This window comes from Vibrio sp. AND4 (assembly GCF_000171815.1).
Taxonomy (GTDB): domain Bacteria; phylum Pseudomonadota; class Gammaproteobacteria; order Enterobacterales; family Vibrionaceae; genus Vibrio.
Map to the genome: position 1 here is coordinate 138348 of NZ_ABGR01000003.1, position 18956 is coordinate 157303.

The 18956-nt window shown below is 39.4% G+C and carries 15 protein-coding genes and 2 pseudogenes; 3 read left to right on the plus strand and 14 right to left on the minus strand.

Annotation, left to right across the window (positions count from 1 at the left end; translation table 11 throughout):
• Positions 1–27: 27 nt before the first annotated feature.
• The 7 genes from AND4_RS05865 to AND4_RS05895 are packed head-to-tail and all read right to left on the minus strand — an operon-like array spanning position 28 to position 6194.
• The gene (locus AND4_RS05865; protein ID WP_009842006.1) at positions 28–897 is read right to left on the minus strand and encodes a type II secretion system F family protein; all 870 of its coding nucleotides are present in this window, start codon (positions 895–897) and stop codon (positions 28–30) included.
• Positions 890–2131 carry a CpaF family protein gene (locus AND4_RS05870; RefSeq protein ID WP_009842007.1) on the minus strand — a complete coding sequence of 414 codons (1242 nt, stop codon included), beginning with the start codon at positions 2129–2131 and terminating at the stop codon, positions 890–892. The genes AND4_RS05865 and AND4_RS05870 overlap by 8 nt, the downstream gene beginning before the upstream one ends.
• Entirely contained in the window at positions 2124–3275 is a 1152-nt protein-coding gene (locus AND4_RS05875; protein ID WP_009842008.1) for a hypothetical protein, read from the minus strand. The genes AND4_RS05870 and AND4_RS05875 overlap by 8 nt, the downstream gene beginning before the upstream one ends.
• 5 nt (positions 3276–3280) lie before the next feature.
• A complete protein-coding gene (locus tag AND4_RS05880; RefSeq protein ID WP_009842009.1) occupies positions 3281–3763 on the minus strand; it encodes a hypothetical protein in 483 nt (160 codons plus the stop codon).
• A complete protein-coding gene (locus tag AND4_RS05885) occupies positions 3738–4988 on the minus strand; it encodes a pilus assembly protein N-terminal domain-containing protein (protein ID WP_009842010.1) in 1251 nt (416 codons plus the stop codon). Before AND4_RS05885 ends, AND4_RS05880 begins: the two co-directional genes overlap by 26 nt.
• On the minus strand, positions 4942–5721 hold the full coding sequence (locus AND4_RS05890) for a hypothetical protein (RefSeq protein WP_009842011.1): 780 nt from the start codon (positions 5719–5721) through the stop codon (positions 4942–4944). The genes AND4_RS05885 and AND4_RS05890 overlap by 47 nt, the downstream gene beginning before the upstream one ends.
• An 8-nt stretch (positions 5722–5729) precedes the next feature.
• Complete coding sequence (locus tag AND4_RS05895) at positions 5730–6194, minus strand: prepilin peptidase (protein WP_009842012.1); 465 nt, start codon at positions 6192–6194, stop codon at positions 5730–5732.
• 927 nt (positions 6195–7121) lie between these two features.
• On the opposite strand from AND4_RS05895, the gene AND4_RS05900 reads away from it, so the two are divergent.
• Complete coding sequence (locus AND4_RS05900; protein WP_009842013.1) at positions 7122–7316, plus strand: Flp family type IVb pilin; 195 nt, start codon at positions 7122–7124, stop codon at positions 7314–7316.
• 147 nt (positions 7317–7463) lie between these two features.
• Here AND4_RS05900 and AND4_RS20035 read toward each other — a convergent pair.
• Positions 7464–7618, minus strand: a pseudogene (locus AND4_RS20035) (IS5/IS1182 family transposase); the annotation flags it as partial.
• Between the two features lie 60 nt (positions 7619–7678).
• A pseudogene (locus tag AND4_RS05905) lies at positions 7679–8601 on the minus strand (IS5 family transposase).
• A gap of 563 nt (positions 8602–9164) precedes the next feature.
• Here AND4_RS05905 and AND4_RS05910 point away from each other — a divergent pair.
• Complete coding sequence (locus AND4_RS05910; RefSeq protein WP_009842016.1) at positions 9165–9359, plus strand: Flp family type IVb pilin; 195 nt, start codon at positions 9165–9167, stop codon at positions 9357–9359.
• 1116 nt (positions 9360–10475) lie between these two features.
• Here AND4_RS05910 and AND4_RS05925 read toward each other — a convergent pair.
• From AND4_RS05925 to AND4_RS05935, 3 genes are all read right to left on the minus strand, one after another.
• Entirely contained in the window at positions 10476–10769 is a 294-nt protein-coding gene (locus AND4_RS05925; protein ID WP_009842019.1) for a hypothetical protein, read from the minus strand.
• Between the two features lie 280 nt (positions 10770–11049).
• Positions 11050–14202: an efflux RND transporter permease subunit gene (locus AND4_RS05930; protein WP_009842020.1), complete on the minus strand. Its 3153-nt coding sequence runs from the start codon at positions 14200–14202 to the stop codon at positions 11050–11052.
• 13 nt (positions 14203–14215) lie between these two features.
• Entirely contained in the window at positions 14216–15373 is a 1158-nt protein-coding gene (locus AND4_RS05935) for an efflux RND transporter periplasmic adaptor subunit (protein WP_009842021.1), read from the minus strand.
• Between the two features lie 902 nt (positions 15374–16275).
• On the opposite strand from AND4_RS05935, the gene AND4_RS05940 reads away from it, so the two are divergent.
• Positions 16276–17124 carry a hypothetical protein gene (locus AND4_RS05940; RefSeq protein WP_009842023.1) on the plus strand — a complete coding sequence of 283 codons (849 nt, stop codon included), beginning with the start codon at positions 16276–16278 and terminating at the stop codon, positions 17122–17124.
• A 202-nt stretch (positions 17125–17326) separates the two neighbouring features.
• Here the strand turns inward: AND4_RS05940 and AND4_RS05945 are convergent, their stop codons facing one another.
• Both AND4_RS05945 and AND4_RS05950 read right to left on the minus strand, forming a co-directional pair.
• Complete coding sequence (locus AND4_RS05945; RefSeq protein ID WP_009842024.1) at positions 17327–17986, minus strand: hypothetical protein; 660 nt, start codon at positions 17984–17986, stop codon at positions 17327–17329.
• 17 nt (positions 17987–18003) lie between these two features.
• Positions 18004–18717 carry a hypothetical protein gene (locus tag AND4_RS05950; RefSeq protein WP_009842025.1) on the minus strand — a complete coding sequence of 238 codons (714 nt, stop codon included), beginning with the start codon at positions 18715–18717 and terminating at the stop codon, positions 18004–18006.
• Between the last annotated feature and the right edge of the window lie 239 nt (positions 18718–18956).

Consider the following 18956-nt stretch of genomic DNA (forward strand, 5'->3'; position numbering starts at 1 on the left):
AAAAAAGTAGAATACTAATGGCAATAATCATAGCGCTACACTGTCAATCATTCGTTTGATTAAAACAAAGCCGATACTTACACTTGTAACGACATAGATAATTATGTACTTGCCATATTGTTCTCCGAACAAATATTCGAAGTTTTCAACAGCAAAGCTTTTAAGAACAAGAAGCATTATGAATGGTAGAACTGCTAATATTTTAGCTGCTCCTCGCGATTCAGACGTCAAAGACAACGTCTTCTTACGAATAACTTGGGATGCCACAAGATCTTGAGCGAGCTCATCTAAAGAATCCTTAATGCTACCACCACGCTTAAGGCTCATTTTTACGTTGGCACTAAATACCGTATAGCCTTTATAAGGGTAGATATTTTCACCTGTTGTTAACGCTTCTTCGAGCGTATTTCCGGCATTAATTTGTTTAATTATTCTTTCAAACTCAATACGGATTTTTCCCATCGTATGACGAGAAGCAGATTCAATCGATGCAGCAATTGTTCTGCCAGATATTAAATTTCGACTAATCATTCTCAATGAAAAGGCAAACTTATCTTCAAAATAATTACTAAGCTTAGCGTGATACTCTTTCAAAATAGAAAAGCAACCTAATGATACAACAATGCCCACAAGAATCAGTGTGCTTAAATAAGAAAGATCGAATGTGCTGCTCACAAAAAACATAAAAGATACGTAGAACAAGATGACGCCACAATGCATGACGAAAGTACCAAGCCCGTATATTTCGAAGAAGATAACTAAGATATTCTGACTTAGATATTTAATATAAAAATCATTAATTTCTTTTTTTACTTCTTCGTATTTACTGACTTCCTCGAGATCGGGAAGCTCTGCGTCTTCAATATAATCGTCTATCGTTTTACTTTTGTTAAGCATCAGTAAATACCAATGCTAGTTCACTTTCCAACCCAGCTGCCTTTACTTTTCTGTCAAGCAAAGTGGATTTAACCTCGTTTTCATGTCGATCAGTTTTGTGGTCATAAACAAATAGATCTTGAGTCGCAATAACGCCACCATCAAAATTACCGACCTCAGTTATATGAGTGATTTTTCGACGGCCATCAATCAGGCGGCTAGTTTGAATGATGATATCGACCGCTTGGCTTATCTGCTTTTTGATAGATTCTGGCGACAAGTTACTGGCTGTCATCATTATCATGCTTTCCATACGTATTAATGCATCTTTCGGATTATTCGAGTGTATGGTCGACATGGAACCATCGTGACCAGTGTTCATCGCTTGAAGCATTTCAAATGCCTCATCCCCACGACACTCACCGACAATAATTCGGTCGGGACGCATACGAAGCGAATTGATGACCAGAGAGCGGATAGAGACCTCGCCAGATTCTTCGCTAGTCGCAGGACGTGATTCAAGACGAACAACATGTTCATGCTGCAATTGAAGCTCGGCAGCATCTTCGATAGTTACGACTCGATGTCCCTCAGTAATTTCGTTGGAACAAGCATTAAGTAAGGTTGTTTTACCCGAACCAGTCCCCCCGGAAATAATAATGTTAGCGGCAGAACGCACCATTACACTTAAATACAGTGCCATTTCCTCCGTCATTGACTCATAGCGAACGAGATCAATAATATCGAGCTTATCTTCGCGAAATTTACGGATGGAGATACTGCAACCATCCAGAGCAACTGGTGGAACAATAATGTTTACACGGCTCCCATCAGGTAAGCGTGCGTCTACCATAGGCGAACTTTCATCAATGCGACGACCAATAGGAGATACAATTTTTGTTGCAATACGTAAGACCTGATCTTCATTCTGAAAAGTCACATCATAGGCTCGAGAGATTTTTCCGTTACGTTCGACAAAAGTCTCGGTCAAGCTGTTCACCATAATATCACTTATAGTGTTATCACTTAATAAGTCTTCCAAAGGACCATAGCCAAAAATATCATCCTTGATCTCTTTGGTTAATTTTTGGCGGTCAGACTCAGTAAGAATGGCCGAATAACTTGAAAGAAACTCGTTAACTGTCGCGTAAATAGTGTTGCTTTTAACGTCATCATTTTCATGTTGAATATCCGTGATATCAATATGCTCTAATACAAATTTTCGGCATAATATAAATGTTTTTGAATCAATCATTTTTCACCAGCCTAGTAATAATTTCATTCTTACTATCTTTAGTATTAAAAAATCGTTTTTTATTATCAGGGTTAAAATTATATAAAATTCTTTGTCCAGTTTTTTTATAAATACTGCTTTTATCTAACAAATAACGACTCTCTTTGTTAGCCTTAATTTGAAATGTTTTTATGTTTTTATTTCTTGCTTTAATCTCTTGCTCAATGAGGTACTTGAGCATATATACTGACTCGAGCGAGGCATCTGTAACCATAGTGATATTGTCAGATTTCTCGACAAGTTGCTGAAAGAGTTCAATTTTAGTAAGATAAAATGGAACGTAAATAAATATATACGAAAAATCGCCATCAAATAGGTTGAAAAAACTCATCAACTTACTAGCTATCTTATCAATAGAATGTAGGGTGGTTTGATGTAGGACATCAATCGAGAAGTAAGAAAAGTTATCATCGACCTTAATGATATATTCTTCTGCCGCTTTTGCATCAACGGTCTCTCCATTAATCAACATATTGATAATTTTAGGATCGGCTTTCTTACCAATACGCGCATCCAAAGAAATACTGAACACATCCAAATTGATAAATAATGTATTTAAGCTTGGTCTTTTTTTAACGTATTCACGCCAATTTTCATATACATAGTGTAAGACCTTGTCACCGTGCAGCTGAGTCGTGTCAGAAAGTAAAAACCAGTGGCTACTATTCGATTTTAAAATACCGAAAAACCACAAAATGGTATTAAAAACTTGCTTGGATGTGTCGGTGTACCAAGTGTACTCGTTGATACCGAGTGATTTCATTGACCAGTAATAATCTAGGTCTTCCCGTTCACCGTAAATAAGTGTACCAACTCGGCCACTCGTCACTTCTAAAAACTTTGAGAACCCTTCTTTTTCTCTTAACGTTATCTCATCAGTGATGACGTAAATTTTTGACTTAAAATGTAAGTTGAATAGATTTTCTAACGAATGAATATCGTCTTTATAATCTATAATATCCACGTTGTAAGCAGAAAAATAGTTATTAACTCGCTCTATGAGATCATTATGACTGGTCATAACAATGATCATGTAGGGTGTAAAAGACTTACCCTTTACACTCGCCTGATTTTTATTAGATCGTTTAAGTTTCTCAAGAATCATTTAAATTACCACAGCTCTAGTGAAGAACATGCCGTTTCATTGGCGAAATTATTTAGTTCACTATCAGACAACGAAAAATGCGCGTTTTTAGGGATTTCCCAAACTTGACAGTGAACCAATCGTTTATCACTTACATGTACTTCCCATAATAGAAGCTTTTTATCCTCATAGTTGCCAATATTTATGAATCTCGGTGAAAAATCGTAAATATTTTCCATGTCAATTTTTAATTGATAAAGGCGTTCCTTCGATAAATTGTTGGTATGATAAATATTAATTCCATGTATCCAAGAAACACTTTCATTTTTTATCTCTTGATTTATCGCCTTTGAAAAAGGCACGATATACTGAATATTATTACCTTCCGTAATTTCATGAACGATATAGACTTTATCATCTTTTAACGCGCTACTACATCCTGTAAGAATTGTAAAAATCCCTACTAACAATAGATACTTAACTTTAGTTTTCATAATGATATTGAGCATGTTTAATAATATCCTTTACTTCGGGTACATCATCGCTACTATCTATATTAGTGAATATGGAAAAGGAGGATTTAATATTTACCTTTGGCAGTTTTGGCTGATCTATGCTATTCTCAACAAAATTAACTTCTGCAAAAATCATTAACTCTGTTTTGTTGGATTTAAAATTTTCAGATGTAAATAAAGACCCGATAATCGGCAAGTACCCCAAAAAAGGAACTTTTGAGACTGCTTGTGTCTGGCTGTTATCAATCAAACCAGCAAGGACAAAAATATCTCCATCGTTGACATTTAGCTCTGTGTTAACACTCCTAGTATTAAGCTGAGGAGTATCATTTCCTCCTAATTTAATAAAGTCCGCAATTTGAGATGATGAGACATTTGCTCTCAAGTCAATACTCTGATCACGTTTTATATTTGGCTTAAACTCTAATTTAATACCATAATCCTTAAACTCGACGTCGACATTTTCATCATCGTAAGTTAGAACTGGAACCTCACCACCCGCTTCGAACGTTGCAGTTGAACCATTGGTGACGATAATTGAAGGACGAGTCAACACTGTAGCTAAGTTATTGCGTGATAAAAGACCAATCGTAGCGCTAAGTGATTTACTCGTCACTCCATCTATTTTACTCCAACCCGCACCCCAGGTGATTCCAAGCTCATCATCAATACTCTTCGACACTTCAGCCATGGTCAAGTTGATTCTAACCTGACGGTTTTCTGTAATTGTCGTATTATCTACGTAATATCTTGAAATGGCATTTCTGACTAGTTTATTCAATTCTCGCTTTTCGACTTTATCCTTGACAGCACCATTAATGTATATTTTTTCTGCCACCTTAACAGCCTCGACATCTGTATATCCGGCGGACTCTAGAAATTTATTAAGATTGTGAGTATCTTTATCAGTATCTCTTACCTGGATTACGTATTCTGTTGTTTCTTCTTCGCCTTTAACGATGACTTTAGTTTTACCAGCCTCATGTGCGATAAGGTACAAGTTATTGCTATCCGCTAAGTTAACATCAACAACTTTATCTGAGCCAACAACAATATCTTTCGGTACATAAGATAGAGGTAAATGCTTCGTTTCATTTACAGACATGTTAATAAAGGTATCAGCCTGAGCATATAGAGATGCTAAACAAAAAACAAAGCCGATATAATTTTTTCTATTTAATAAAGTTGACATCGTATTTGTAGCTCGAACTAATATCATTTGGTTGAATTTCCTTTGATGAATCAACTTCTAATGTTGAGTAATTTTCTAGATTTATGTTCTTTTTTGTTACGTTGACTATTTTGAAGTAACCAAGTTGATCGGCCTGGAGATATCTTTCAATGACATCGTCATTGACAGAAAATACAACTGGACTCAGGTCTTCATGATCACTATTTTTTGAAAACATGTGTTTTTCTTCTTCTTTAGAATGGTCAATAGGCCTAATGAAAACATTTTTTGAGAATAACTTTACTCTGCGAGAGTTTTTATCTCTTCCCGACTTATTGAAGTGCCAATAAACATTATAAAAATCAGAACTGAAGTTTTCTATCGAACTTCTATCTACTCTTAGCACCAAGTCCGTAAAGTTTCTATTTTTTAAGTTCTCTAAATCACTTGATGAGATAAACTGCCCAGCATCCATCTTATGTTTTAAAATAAAAATTTCAGATGCAAGCGAGCCAATTTCATCTTCAGTGATGTAACGACCTTTATCTTTCGAGTCAAAAGTTGCTGGTAAAAATTCAAATGAGTCGCGGGACACAAAGGTTCCAGCATTTGAAGTCACTTTAATGGCTAGAGCAAATACTTTCTCCTGCACTTTTTGAGGTTTCAAGTTTTCTGTTTCTTGATGGTGTGACATCTTATTCAAATCTTCTGATTTATAGATACCAATTGCTCCCATCACGATGATAAAAAGAGCAAGTAAGCCAATAGTTTGAAATCTCATGTTTTACCTTAATAAAAAAGTGTATTCGAATGAATAATGTAAGAAGCTATTATCGGGATCGCATATGGTACGCCTTCAGAAGAAAAACCAAATATGTTAAAATAGTGGTTAAGTATTGCTTTCTGAGATATTGCCAACACACCGCCAATAAGTGTCATATGGAATAAAAACAAGCTATAATCATCTATCCCAATAAAAATAAGCATGACCATTATTAACTTTACATCTCCCATTCCAAGAAATCTTAGGGCTCCTAATGTAAAGAAACCTAAAGACACTGTAATGTAAATACAAAAATCGAACCAAGATAAGTTGAATTGCTCTCCTTTAAAATATAACTTATAAAAATATTGAATAAACATTAAAAATATAAGAGTTACAATTCTTTTATTATATATCTTCCTAACTTTTACATCTTCATAAGCAATGATTAATAGCAAAGTGAGTATCAATGAGTTTATAAAAATAATCATTTATTTATCCATTTAAAGAGCCATTGACGCCTCTTGCAATATCTGTCCAAAACATGCTCAATGACTGCATAAACCCCGAATCATCTAATATGTATAACAATGCTACAGACATACACACACCAATAAAAGAATACTCTATTGACGTAATACCATCACATGATAGTACAAGCTTGATTAATTTATTTCTCATGCTGTCCCTTACTAGAACTTCACTTCAAATCAATTATTAAATGCCAAATTACCCGAGAAGCGACCATGAAACAACATTAATATTAGTATTAATTTATTAACACCATGCCACTCTGGTTAACCCCACTTCATGGAAATAGGAATCAAAAGTTTTAGTCTAATACAATTTTCAATGTAATAAAGATTACATGTTATACCTTCTCATCACTTACTTTTTTTCAGCATGCTCGTCAGATTTAGAGAAAGAGAACTATGCTTATTCAAATTTACCTAGAATTAGACACGTTTCTATCATTGCTGCCGTTATCATTCTCGATAGCATAATTAAAATCATTCTTGCTACCATCAGGTTACTATTAATAAGCAATCAAAATTTAAATTTATAATACATCAACTTTCTGTGACATCCAATCAAGAAACTGATTAATTAAAATTAAAATTACCAACTCCACTTCATTTAAAAATAATTAATGGGCTTGAGGATATAATTAAATATAAAATAACATCAAGACAACAACCCCGCACATGCAAACACCAAGGTTAAGCGAGAGGCTTATGATTAAATCACCGTATTATTGTAATCTCAAAATCATTAATACCTGCTTCTTCACAAATATTATTAATAACATGGATTTTTAACTGAAGGGGAGGGTACATTAATGCGGTCTTGATCAGTGGTGCCATAGAAATGCACCCAAGAGAAATTTCAACAAGATCTATTACAAGGGCTATGTAAAAATGAACGCACTAAAAAACTTTTTAAACAATGAAGATGGTATTACAGCAATCGAATATGCAATCATCGGTGTTGCAATGTCTTCCGCTCTTTACTACATTTTTAATGAAGGTGGTTTCATTCAATCATTAGAAAGTGCTTGGTCTACAATGACTAATAAAATTAATCAGGCTGGCGGCATTGTAGAGAACAACTAGTTGATATCAAAATAAGGGAGCCTTTATGGCTCCTTTACTTTTATGCCACAACACACTCTACTGCATCCTACTGAGTAACTTTAGCCTAAACGAGGCCTTTGTCGCGTAAACATTTTCGAAGCCGAACAGCCCTATCTAGATTAATTATTAGTTTATACGGTTAGTTTTAGGCATACAAAGCCCGTAAGCTTTTTTAATGCTTTGATCATCGAGTAAGTTTCACCAACCTATGCGTTGTAATTTCTTAAACTTAATCTTCCACCAAGTAACAACTTTGCACGATAGATCGCCGTCTCAGATAGGAGCGCGGCTTTGTTGCGTAATTCGGTCAGAGAGCCAAACTGCCTGCAATTGATTGATTCTTATACAATATACTGAGTTTCAGGCATACCAAGCCCTGTAAGTTTGTTCAGTGCTTTAACCATGGCGTAAGTTTCTCCAACCTGGGCATTGTAATTTTTTAGGCTTAATTTCCCACCTAATAACTGTTTCACTCTATACATGGCTGTTTCGGAGAGCGAACGCTTGTGATAACCATACCGCTCTTTCCACTTCTTATTGGAGCCGTAGAGCTTCTGGCAACCCACAGCTAAATTGCGAGGGTGCCCTTGCTCCCAGAAGGCCGCCCCTTCTCGTGGCGGGATAAGCGGAACCGCTCGTTTGACCCGTATTGCATCGTGGCAACTCCTTGTGTCATAAGCGCCATCACCTGATATCTCAATGATTTTACGACGTGTCTGCTTGAGTAAGTTGGGGAGTACTTCGGCATCGGTTACGTTAGATAAGCTCAGCTCTGCGGCGACTATTTCGTGGGTGCTTGTATCTACTGCTATATGCAGCTTACGCCAGATTCTGCGCTTCCCATCAGTACCATGCTTCTTGACCTTCCATTCACCTTCGCCATAAGCCTTGAGACCGGTAGCATCAATGGCCAGATGTTGTATTGCTCCTCCGGTTTTAGGTTTAAATGAAACCTCAACTTCCTTAGCTCGTCGGCTTATACAGGTGTAGTGTGGGCGAACAAGCGGGGTGTTAGCCAGCTTAAATACTGAGTCTAGAAAACCTTGCAGCGCTCTCACTGGTATTGAGAAAACTCTCGTTTCACCATCAGTGCGGTAGTAATAGCTACGTCGCAAAATCGGCGAGGTCTACCACGCTTGCCTTGTTTGTTTTGCTTCCACTCGGCTATCGCTTCCTCATCAATCCAAAAGGTTAGAGAACCACGGTTGATTAAGGCTTTATTGTACTGCTTCCAGTTAGTTGTTTTGTAACGAGGTTTAGGCATGAAGCTACCACGATTGATGGGGGTAGCCGATCAGATCGTAGCTTCTTGATTTAGTTCCATCGATTTAAGCAACAAAGCCTTGTGCATGTTTTATTACGTGGTTTAGGCATGAGACTACAGAGTCGAATGAATGTAGCGATCAGATCGTAGCTTCTTGATTTAGTTCCATCGATTTAAGCAACAAATCCGTTTATGAGTTATATATTTAGAGTACATAAAATACCTATCACATCTCACCAAGAAAGGGATGAATTAATATTAATAAGCATTCTATTTTAATATAATTAGCCTCCAGCCAAACCTCAAAGAAGATAAAAAATTCAAACCAGTGAGCCAATGCATGCGGACCCTAGAGTTAAACGGATTCATATTAATAACACTCCGCGTGATTATTGCATCCCCCCATGTTATTAAATATTTAACCTTGTGCTTTTTAAGAATCTTGTTAATAAGATAGCATTTCGGCCTGAAGTGGTTGATATTGAAATGGACTTAACGAGTGGTGTCATAGAAATGCACCCAAGAGAAATTTCAACAAAATCTATTATAAGGGCTACGTAAAAATGAACGTACTAAAAAACTTTTTTAACAATGAAGATGGTATTACAGCAATCGAATATGCAATCATCGGTGTTGCAATGTCTTCCGCTCTTTACTACATTTTTAATGAAGGTGGTTTCATTCAAGCATTAGAAACTGCTTGGTCTACAATGACTAATAAAATTAATCAGGCTGGCGGCATTGTAGAGAACAACTAGTTGATATCAAAATAAGGGAGCCTTTATGGCTCTCTTTTTTATCTCTTAATCTACTGGCACTCTTACCTGTTAGCCTTGGCTTTAACATCAAAATTTATCGCTTGATTGAATCCCGAGCAATCTTTTACATACCTTAAGAAAAATCAACATCCAAGAAAAATGATTTTCTATCCACGCTAACTTTCACCATTATGCTTTTTACTTCGTGCCAACTCGTTTAGTCGCGTAGATGGCGGGGATTACCTTGAACCAGCTAACTACTTTGGCAATAAAGACGGCTTATTTTAGACTACGGCTCATGAGAGACTACCGTCAATGATAATTCAATTACATTCATTGATATCCGACAGTTCCGAGCTAAATTCCTCTGACAAATTTTGTATCTACTATCGCGAGATGATCAAAGTGTCTCAGTTCAAACGCTCAATTGCGCAACTCATTCACACTCCCTTTTCAGATACCCGTCGCGAGTTATTTGGAAAAGTTTCCGCTGACATCAGTAAGCCAATACCGATCGTTAACTTTGAAAAGTTCATTGATGGCATTTTATTTGTGGAAGATTAAAACCGAGTCAAAATTAACATTTAAAAGCATTTTTGTTTTATCAAGTAGAAGCGTAAGTAATTAAACACACGCCGCGTCGACGTATATATCAGCAACCTAAATACCTTTCTGTACAAGAGTGATCGCCTTTATCACTCAAACGATATCTTGCATCGTTATGACACATACGAGTAACACATTCATGGTCCAAACCAACGATAATGAAATCATTGATTGAATAATTAACATTTCAACAATCATTATAACAATGTTAACTTTAGCCTCGTTGGTCGCACTGATGGTAAGCCTTTCACCAAGCTCATTATCAGTATGATATGGACGTTCGGCCATCTCCAAATGAATAGACACCTAATTTGGTGCCCTTTTTCGCCCGTGAAGTTATTCTTTGCGGGCTTTTTTCTATCTGTACTTCTCTTGGAACTACAGCCCATTTTGCCCAGAAATAAAAACCAGCTTGCTGCAGCTGGCGACTACAACAACAAGCTAGACGTTACTACTCATTAACGTCGTACTTGTAACGAATTGAATTTGCTTAATCACTCACCCTTTTGACTAACACGAAACCTTTGTAATCTGTCGAGATGAATTGGTTGCCTCAGTTTTCTTGCATTGAATCTTAACTAACTGAGCTTGTTGCTCTTTGATGTGTTTAACAAAGCGTTCATCGCGTTTATCAATAGCGTCCCTATTCATTTTTTCGATATTCGCTACCGCCTCATGTCTCATCGTTGTAAATTCTTGACGTAGATCCGCACTCCACTCTTCTTTGTCTAGAGTGTTAGCAGCAGCGATTGGTGATGACATTACAGCAATAAGACTCAAAATAGAGAGAGACACGCTTTGCATAATAAGCTCCTTAAAGATTAACGTTTATGGGGTTACCGCCTCTACATTGCACATTGAATGCCAAAATTTTAAGGCATTAAAATCAGTAACTTAAACTAAATCTTATTTTTATACTCTCTGTTCAATGGCGAATTTTACACATACGGTGTTAAATTAACCAAGGAAATTCATAAAGATCAATCATTCGCCTACCTTATGCTAAAGGTGTCTATTTCAGTTCGCTTAACACAAAAAAACAGCCCGAAGGCTGCTTTAAGTTTTTAAGCTAAATGTAACTGGTTTATACCCTTTCTTCACTGACAGTACTTACCGACGGTTTCTTGAACTTACCAATAAGACGTCTGAAAAAGTGTTTAATTGCTCTGAAAATGTTCTTAATATCCTCTAGCATTAGGTACAGACATGGCACCAAAATCAACGTAAGTACCGTTGCAAATAGAACCGCAAAGCCAAGCGCGACCGCCATCGGGATAACGAAGCGTGCCTGTAAGCTGGTTTCAAACATGATTGGAAGAACACCTGCGAAGGTAGTGATCGACGTCAACGTAATCGCTCGAAAACGCGCGCAGCCAGCTGCAACGACGGCTTGCTTAATACTCATGCCCTTTTCTCGCACTTGGTTTACATAATCCGTCATCACCAACGAATCATTGATAACAACACCGGCCGCCGCAATTAAACCGAAAGTCGACATCATGCTGATGTCCATATCCAACCAAAAATGTCCCCAAATTGCACCCGTTAAGCTGAAAGGAATGACCGACATAACGATCAACGGCTGGGTATAACTCTTAAGCGGAACCGCAAGCAAGATGTACACAATAATCATACCTGCAGTAAAAAACATGATCTGCTCGTTACGTTGGGCAGTTTGTTCTTCGATGTCACCACCCAATTCCGTTTTCACACTTGGGAAGTTTTGCTTCATTCCTGGCAGAATATTATCGTCAATAACTTTCACGACTGACTGAGGTTCAACCACCTCTTCATCAATAGAGCCGTAAACATAAACGGTTTGATAACCACCTTCACGCCTTATGGTGCTCACACCGGACTGTTCGTTGATATTTACAACATCACCGAGCATGACCTTCTTGCCTGCAGGAGTGGTTATCACGGCATAACGTAAAGAGGAAAAAGCTTCACGCGTCAGTTGTGGGTAACGCACCATAACTTTGATCTCTTCACCATCTCGAATGATTCGCTGAGCTTCACCACCGTAGAAACTGCCGCCCACTTGCTCCGCGATCATGGTAAGATCCAAGCCTAAATCATAAGCGACAGGTGCGAGTGTTAACAGCACCTCTTTACTGCCTGAGTCGATAGACGATGAAATATCGTACAGTCCCTTTTCTTGCTGAAGTCGACTAATTAAGTAGCGACCAGCTTCGTTGAGTTGATTAATATCCGAACCAAACAGCAAGTACCCAAACTCGTCACGATCACCTCCACCTGCACTTTGATCACGGATCTTAAAACTCTTCATGCCCGGAATCACTGGCATAGCTTCACGCCAACGACGTGCAAGTTCAAAGGTATTAAAAGGACGCAGCTCTTCATCCACTAGCGGCACTAAAATACGACCTTCAGTACGGCTACGGTTATAAGAAAGCACATCGCGAATCATCCCATGACCATGCTCATCAATGATCTGGTTTTCTACACCCTGCATAACACCTTCGATGGTTTTTAACGCATTGATGGTTTGCTCACTCGATACTGTGTCATTCATCTCTATTGTTATCGACGGATAATCCGTTGGCACCTTCGGGTTGGGAATCACCCGTACATAATTCGAGGTTACCAAAGCAGCACTGATCGCTAGCAGACCACAGAAGCAGGCGAAGACCGTCCAGCGCCAATGCGTACAAGCTTTGACAAAGCTGCGGTAAAGTCCATTAACAAAACTGAAGAAACGTTTATTGAAACGATCACGCCAACTGCCCGGCTTAATTGGTGCGAAATTCGTGTGTGCCAAGTGAGCCGGCAAGATAAGCTTAGACTCAATCAGGCTAAAGATTAGACACAGTATCACCACACCTGCAATACCGTAAAAAAAGGCACTGTCAGTACCACTTGAAAGTAAGAATGGGGCAAACACTGCAATCGTGGTTAATACGCCAAAGGTGGCAGGTGTCGCAACACGCTTAACACCCGTCACCACGTTCTCAACGCCACCACCCTTTTCTTCGACCTCACTGTAGGCGCTTTCTCCGGTTACAATGGCGTCATCCACCACGATACCAAGCACCATAATAAAGGCGAACAAAGACACAATGTTGATGGTGATACCAAGCATTGGCATCACCATTACCGCCCCCAAAAAACACACAGGCAAGCCCAGCATTACCCACAGCGCCAAACGGAAACGTAAAAAAACCGTTAGCATAATGGCGACGAGCGCGGCGCCTTGTAACAGGTTTTTCAACATCATATCTAGGCGGCCATTAAGGTAATAGGTCATATCGACCAATACGTTGAGTTGAATGTCATCAGGCAGGTTTTTGTTCTTAGCTTCGATGTAGTTACGAACTGACTCTGCCACAGGGATGATGTTCTGATCACTCGTGGCTTTGACTGCCATGTAAATCGCATTTTGACCGGAATATTCGAAATAACGGTCTTCCTCAGTAAAGCCATCTTTGATTGTCGCAATGTCTTGTAGTAAAACCTTTGCTCCGTTCATCCCAAGCTTAACAGGGATATTGCGAAACTCATCACCGCGGTAGTATTGGTTCTCAATACGTACAGCAATCATGCCTGCATTGGTTTTTACTTCACCAGCGGAGTAGTTAGCAGAATAACGACGAATCGCGTTGCTCACATCATTTAATGTCAAGTCGTATTTACGCAACACAAGCGGGTCGACCTCAATCGCAATTTCCTCTTCTGGTGCATTGATCTCTACCAACATAACGTTTGTCAGTTGTAATAGTTCATCTTCGATTTGTTTAGCAATCGGTTTGAGTTCTTCTAGTGGCCTGTCACCCACCAAACCCATCTCGACCACATCTTGTCGCCATTCAACCTGATAGACGTTAATAGGATCCATACCTGCTGGCAAATTAGATAGAGTGTCTACCCGCTGCTTAACGTCGTCCAGTACACGCTTGATGTCTGTATTGACATCCACTTCGATCGACACATAGGCACTGCCACGAGAAGCAGTTGCTACGGCCTTTTTTATGCCCGTTACGTCTTTAATTGATTCCTCGACCTTTACCAAAATACTCTCTTCAATCTCTTGTGGAGACGCACCTGGGTAAGCAGCTCGAATGTTAATGTAATTCACTTCTACATTTGGGAACATTTGTCGTTGGATAAATAAGAAGCTCACAATACCCATAAGGATAATGAACACCATCATCAGATTCGCGGCGACAGAGTTATTAGCAAAATAGGCAATGAGACCTTTTTGTTGCTTCGCTTCCATGGTTGGCTCCTACTTACTGTACGACGGTTTCGGAGTCGTCATTCTTTTTTGTGACTTGAACAGCCATGCCTTTTTGTGGGTACTCAGGCACCGTCAGAACCAGCTTGTCTGACCGCTCAAGACCTTCGCCCACGAGCAGATACTCACCCTCGGCACGAAGTACGTTTACCTTTCTTGGTTGAAGTTCATTTTCATCGTTCACAACCCACACAGTGCGGTTTCTCACCAACTCTTGAGGTAAACGGTAAATATGCTTGAGCTCTTTACCAGTAAAGCTAACTTCAACATACGAGCCAAACTTAATAGGCGGCTGGTTGTTGTCAAGGCCATATGGATCTCTTACTTGAATAACCATATTGATCATGCGGGTCGCGCTGTCGATCATGCCGAGGTCACGAACCACTTTACCTTCACGAGTCGTCGATAGAATACCTTGTTGCGTTACAGTGGCGCGCAGTTCTTTCAGTGATTCCGGAAGAAACACACTGTCAAAGCCAGCGATAGGAACGTGGATTTCTGCCACTTCGATATTATTGAGTGTTGCCACGCGAGAGCCAGAGGAGACAAATTGACCGACACCAATTTCACGTTCAACGACAAGTGCATCATATGGCGCTACCACTTTACAATTTGCTAGGTCACGCTTCGCTCGCTTCAGCGCAGCTTGGGCGGACTTCACTTGCGCCTGAGCGCTCAACACATGCGGCTTTCGCAAGTACAAGTCACTCACTTGTTTGTCGCTTAACTTTTTCGCTTGACGTTTTGCAACTTCTGCTTTGGCTTGTTCTTCGATCAACGCAGCACGTGCGCTTGCTAAGCCAGCTTCTGCCTGTAAAACGGCCGCTTCATAGTTATCGCTCTCAATCGTGAATAACACATCACCACGCTTAACTATGCCACCTGTTACGAAATTTGGGTGCCAACTGACGACTTCCCCACTAACTTGTGCTGCAAGGTGTGTCTTCTCGAATGGAACCATCTCGCCGTGACTGGTGATGACCACTTTGTGATCGGTAGGAAAAAGTGAAGAGGTTTGAACTGTCGGAGCAGTCGCCATGTCTTGAGTTGACTCTTTCTCCGGTGCAGTAGCAGCAATAGCGGTGTAGCCCGCATAAGAACTACCAGCCACAACGAGGGGTAAGAGCCAACGTAATATTGGTTTTGCTAACATCAAAATTCCTTTGTAATTTTTGTAACTTCCTGATAATCCATGTCAGGTAATCACCTGAAGCCAATTTAACAAGCGAAACGTTTTACCACTTCGTCTGCGAATCGCCGCGGAAAAACAGTGAGGCATTTATATCTCAAATAGACAACTTTCTAGAGAGCCGTAATCCTGCTCGTTTGAGGCCTTCGCCGCTAGATGACGGGTTGCGACCAGTTGATAAAATTAACAAAAAATTAACCATATGCGCAAGCTTATTATCACCCGTTAACCTATTTATGAACAATCGTCACACCCTGCCATTATCATTTAATATCAGCTACTTAAGTAACGATTGCTTCGCTAAAATGCTGTATTAGCAATAACCACTAGTAATTGGTGGCAGTGACCATTTATTAGTGGAAATATAAACAAAAATCATGATATTACCCTGCTAAATAGTAACGTTGTTCAGCTCGAATAAAGCAGTGTTCGAACATGACGACTGGAGAGACCTAAACTTCGTTATACTTGTACTTATACGCATCAGCAGAAACAAAAGCGCTTCATCAATTAATTTCTGGCGGTTAATGCTGGGCACAGTTCACCGGACCCTATGTGACACCGGCAATAGGAGTCTTCCGCAACAATACCTTACAGCGACTGATGAAAGGCGACGACATCTTGTTGATTGAGTTCGATGGTGAACCCTTTGACTCTGTGAGCTGGTATTGGACAAAGAATGACGCGCTCTGAAGTAAAAATATGCGATCAAGAACAGCTGGCGCAAACATAGCGATAGCGAAAATGAAAAGTACCCAACCAATCAGAAATAAAACCATCTTTTCTTATTCGTTCTTTGCTAAAGTCTACGTCTATTTGTTATGGTTGCTGCGATTAACCCAAACACGACGTAAAAAGGACGCTCTATGCGCTTACTCATTGGCACCTTATTCGCTGCCCTCCTCTCTTTCTCAAGCTCAGCATCGGAAGCAAAACCCTCGGAGACCGACCTGTTAGATCGACCTTTGATGGAGCGCTATGTCCTCGATGAGTTAAAGTCACTGCGTCAAGATCAACAAGATTTAGAACGAAGAATGATCGTCGAAATTACCGATCGTGAGTTAGCTGTTGCCGATAAGTCTCTGAACTATGCGAATGTCACCGTTACCTATTTCTTCTACATCATTGCAGGTGTCGCCTCACTCATCGCTTTTGTAGGTTGGCAATCACTACGTGAATTTAAACACAACACCAAAGAGATGGCAGATAAACGACTGGAAAAAATTGCGCAAGAATACGAGAAGAAATTTCTGGCATTGGAACGCGATTTAAAACGTAAAACTCGCATCATCAGTGAAAACAATAAAGAGATCGAGAAAATCAATGAAATCCATAATTTATGGTTACGAGCACAAAGCTCGCAAACGCCTGAACAGCGTATCGATATCTACGATGAGATTCTTTTGATCCGCCCGGGAGATTTAGAGGCTCTGACATACAAAGCCGATGTAGCAATGGAAATCAAAGAGTATCACTGGGCACTGAGCTTGTGTAACCGTGTGCTTGAGGTCGACGATACTAACGGCCCAGCTCTTTACCAACGTGCTTGTGCGTACTCACGCCTCGGTATTGAAGAGCAAGCTATCGAAGATTTGGAACGTGCTATTAATGCTAGCCCGTCCATTCGTGACCTCCTACCCGATGAGCAAGACCTCGAACTGCTGCATGGCAACGAACGCTTTGAACGCTTATTGCACTCTACCACTGAGCAATAATCTCGACATTAGCGCTTTAAACAAATCGATGAAGAGGAAAGCTTCCTTCTTCATCGATTATAAATTGAATAATTATTGACCTTATAATTATCGTACGCACCCTTGATATACCTGATACAAAAAAGCCGAGCAACAAAGCTACTCAGCTTGAAAACAAATTCTTATACAACTCTAAGCTTGACTAGAGCGTGGCGAACAACAACTAATTTTGTAATTTATCGACAAAGTTTAGCGTTAGCGACGCCCCTTGAGAGTGAGCTATCGGAGGGCAATATGCATAGAAAGGTGCATGGCTTTTTGTAACCTCAAAGTAACTGGTTTTTAGATCTAAATTACTGTGATTTTGGTGTGAACATGCTACAAAAGAACCATTGTAAGGTATTTGTATTGCGGCAAGTCTTACCTGTCGAGAATGACCTGAAGTCGATTGATCACTAAAATGAAGAATTCCTGAATGGGTGGTGTTTTCATTTGTTCCATAAGAAAACCATACCCTCACTGAAGATTGAGTACCAATAGGCCCCATTCCTTCTCCAAGATCAAGCTCCGCAGTTTGTCCCGGCTTTATTACGGCTGCATCGCAAGCACCATTGTCACATTGGTCCAAAGCATAAACTGAAAAGTATTGACTCGTTTGATTGTTAATTTTTAATGTAACATCCTTTACGAGCTTTTCATTGCTCCATACGTTCCTTCCACCCCTATATAAACTTATTCCTGCCCCGACGATAGCATTGACCATAGTGAGAACAGCAAACGCTCCACGTTCATGCTCTACGTTTAATGATCTGTAATGTTTTGCTGTCGCCAAGCCAACCTGATGGGCTGTATTTTTGTCTGTGTGAACAATAACATTAGACATATTTAATTCCTTTTAAATTATAAGCAAATTTCGACGCTAAAAGAACGCGCTGTTGGAGAAGCTCCGTATGATGCGATACTAAAGCTAGGGTATGTAGTCTCTTTTGGCTCAAACTCAACTACAGTTAATCTTTGTTTATTCGGACTTGAGCCAGTGTCATTACAGTGTATATTTCCATAAGTGTCTGTTTTAATACTATGAAGTGTCCATGATGAATCGTTCTCGTCAGGACCGTCAATGTGCATATCAAGTTCAACCGAACCACTCGACTCAGAATCTCCACCCACAACTAGACCTTTAATATTAAACTCCACGTTTCCACCGTCTAAGGCTGTGTCATTGTTTACTGTACATTTCAGGTCACCAGACTCGCCCGGCCCCAAGGTCGTGAAATTAGACTGCGCGTATAGATTACCGTTTATTCTCACCTCTCTTGGAACATATATATGGTCAGTTGTATTTTTCAAAGTTACTTTGAATTCTTCTTGTTCCTTTTCAGAGGGCATAATTCCTAATACGCTTCCCAGGGAACCAAGCGTACTCGCAACTAATGTCGCCGTTTTTACGCTTGAAGCACGATGCATCTCAGATCGACCATATCGTTCAATCAATTTTTTACTTGCACTAGCATCGTGATGGCTATGCAGGCTCCCTTTAGCACCGTGAGCTGTTTTTCCTTTAGTCTGATAGTCTTCCATTCTCTCTTCGTCCATTATTTTATGTTCGTCCATTTATCTTTATTCCATATAAAGTTGATTGATTTTGCTTTATTAAGCACTCATTCGATTCAATGAATTGTCATGTTAAAAATACACATTTAGCGACAACATACAAACCAAACTGTTAACAACCTTAACACGACAACAACACAAATCGTCAATGGCAAATAAGCCATATTGATATTTAAAATGATATATAACTTTATATTTGATTAATTAATCACAAATAACTAAGAAAATTAATTATAAAT

Excerpts from the sequence above, each read along its gene's own strand:
- AND4_RS05865 (WP_009842006.1), bottom strand. The coding sequence starts at position 897 with ATGCTTAACAAAAGTAAAACGATAGACGATTATATTGAAGACGCAGAG.
- AND4_RS05870 (WP_009842007.1), bottom strand. The coding sequence starts at position 2,131 with ATGATTGATTCAAAAACATTTATATTATGCCGAAAATTTGTATTAGAG.
- AND4_RS05875 (WP_009842008.1), bottom strand. The coding sequence starts at position 3,275 with ATGATTCTTGAGAAACTTAAACGATCTAATAAAAATCAGGCGAGTGTA.
- AND4_RS05880 (WP_009842009.1), bottom strand. The coding sequence starts at position 3,763 with ATGCTCAATATCATTATGAAAACTAAAGTTAAGTATCTATTGTTAGTA.
- AND4_RS05885 (WP_009842010.1), bottom strand. The coding sequence starts at position 4,988 with ATGATATTAGTTCGAGCTACAAATACGATGTCAACTTTATTAAATAGA.
- AND4_RS05890 (WP_009842011.1), bottom strand. The coding sequence starts at position 5,721 with ATGAGATTTCAAACTATTGGCTTACTTGCTCTTTTTATCATCGTGATG.
- AND4_RS05895 (WP_009842012.1), bottom strand. The coding sequence starts at position 6,194 with ATGATTATTTTTATAAACTCATTGATACTCACTTTGCTATTAATCATT.
- AND4_RS05900 (WP_009842013.1), top strand. The coding sequence starts at position 7,122 with ATGAACGCACTAAAAAACTTTTTAAACAATGAAGATGGTATTACAGCA.
- AND4_RS05910 (WP_009842016.1), top strand. The coding sequence starts at position 9,165 with ATGAACGTACTAAAAAACTTTTTTAACAATGAAGATGGTATTACAGCA.
- AND4_RS05925 (WP_009842019.1), bottom strand. The coding sequence starts at position 10,769 with ATGCAAAGCGTGTCTCTCTCTATTTTGAGTCTTATTGCTGTAATGTCA.
- AND4_RS05930 (WP_009842020.1), bottom strand. The coding sequence starts at position 14,202 with ATGGAAGCGAAGCAACAAAAAGGTCTCATTGCCTATTTTGCTAATAAC.
- AND4_RS05935 (WP_009842021.1), bottom strand. The coding sequence starts at position 15,373 with ATGTTAGCAAAACCAATATTACGTTGGCTCTTACCCCTCGTTGTGGCT.
- AND4_RS05940 (WP_009842023.1), top strand. The coding sequence starts at position 16,276 with ATGCGCTTACTCATTGGCACCTTATTCGCTGCCCTCCTCTCTTTCTCA.
- AND4_RS05945 (WP_009842024.1), bottom strand. The coding sequence starts at position 17,986 with ATGTCTAATGTTATTGTTCACACAGACAAAAATACAGCCCATCAGGTT.
- AND4_RS05950 (WP_009842025.1), bottom strand. The coding sequence starts at position 18,717 with ATGGACGAACATAAAATAATGGACGAAGAGAGAATGGAAGACTATCAG.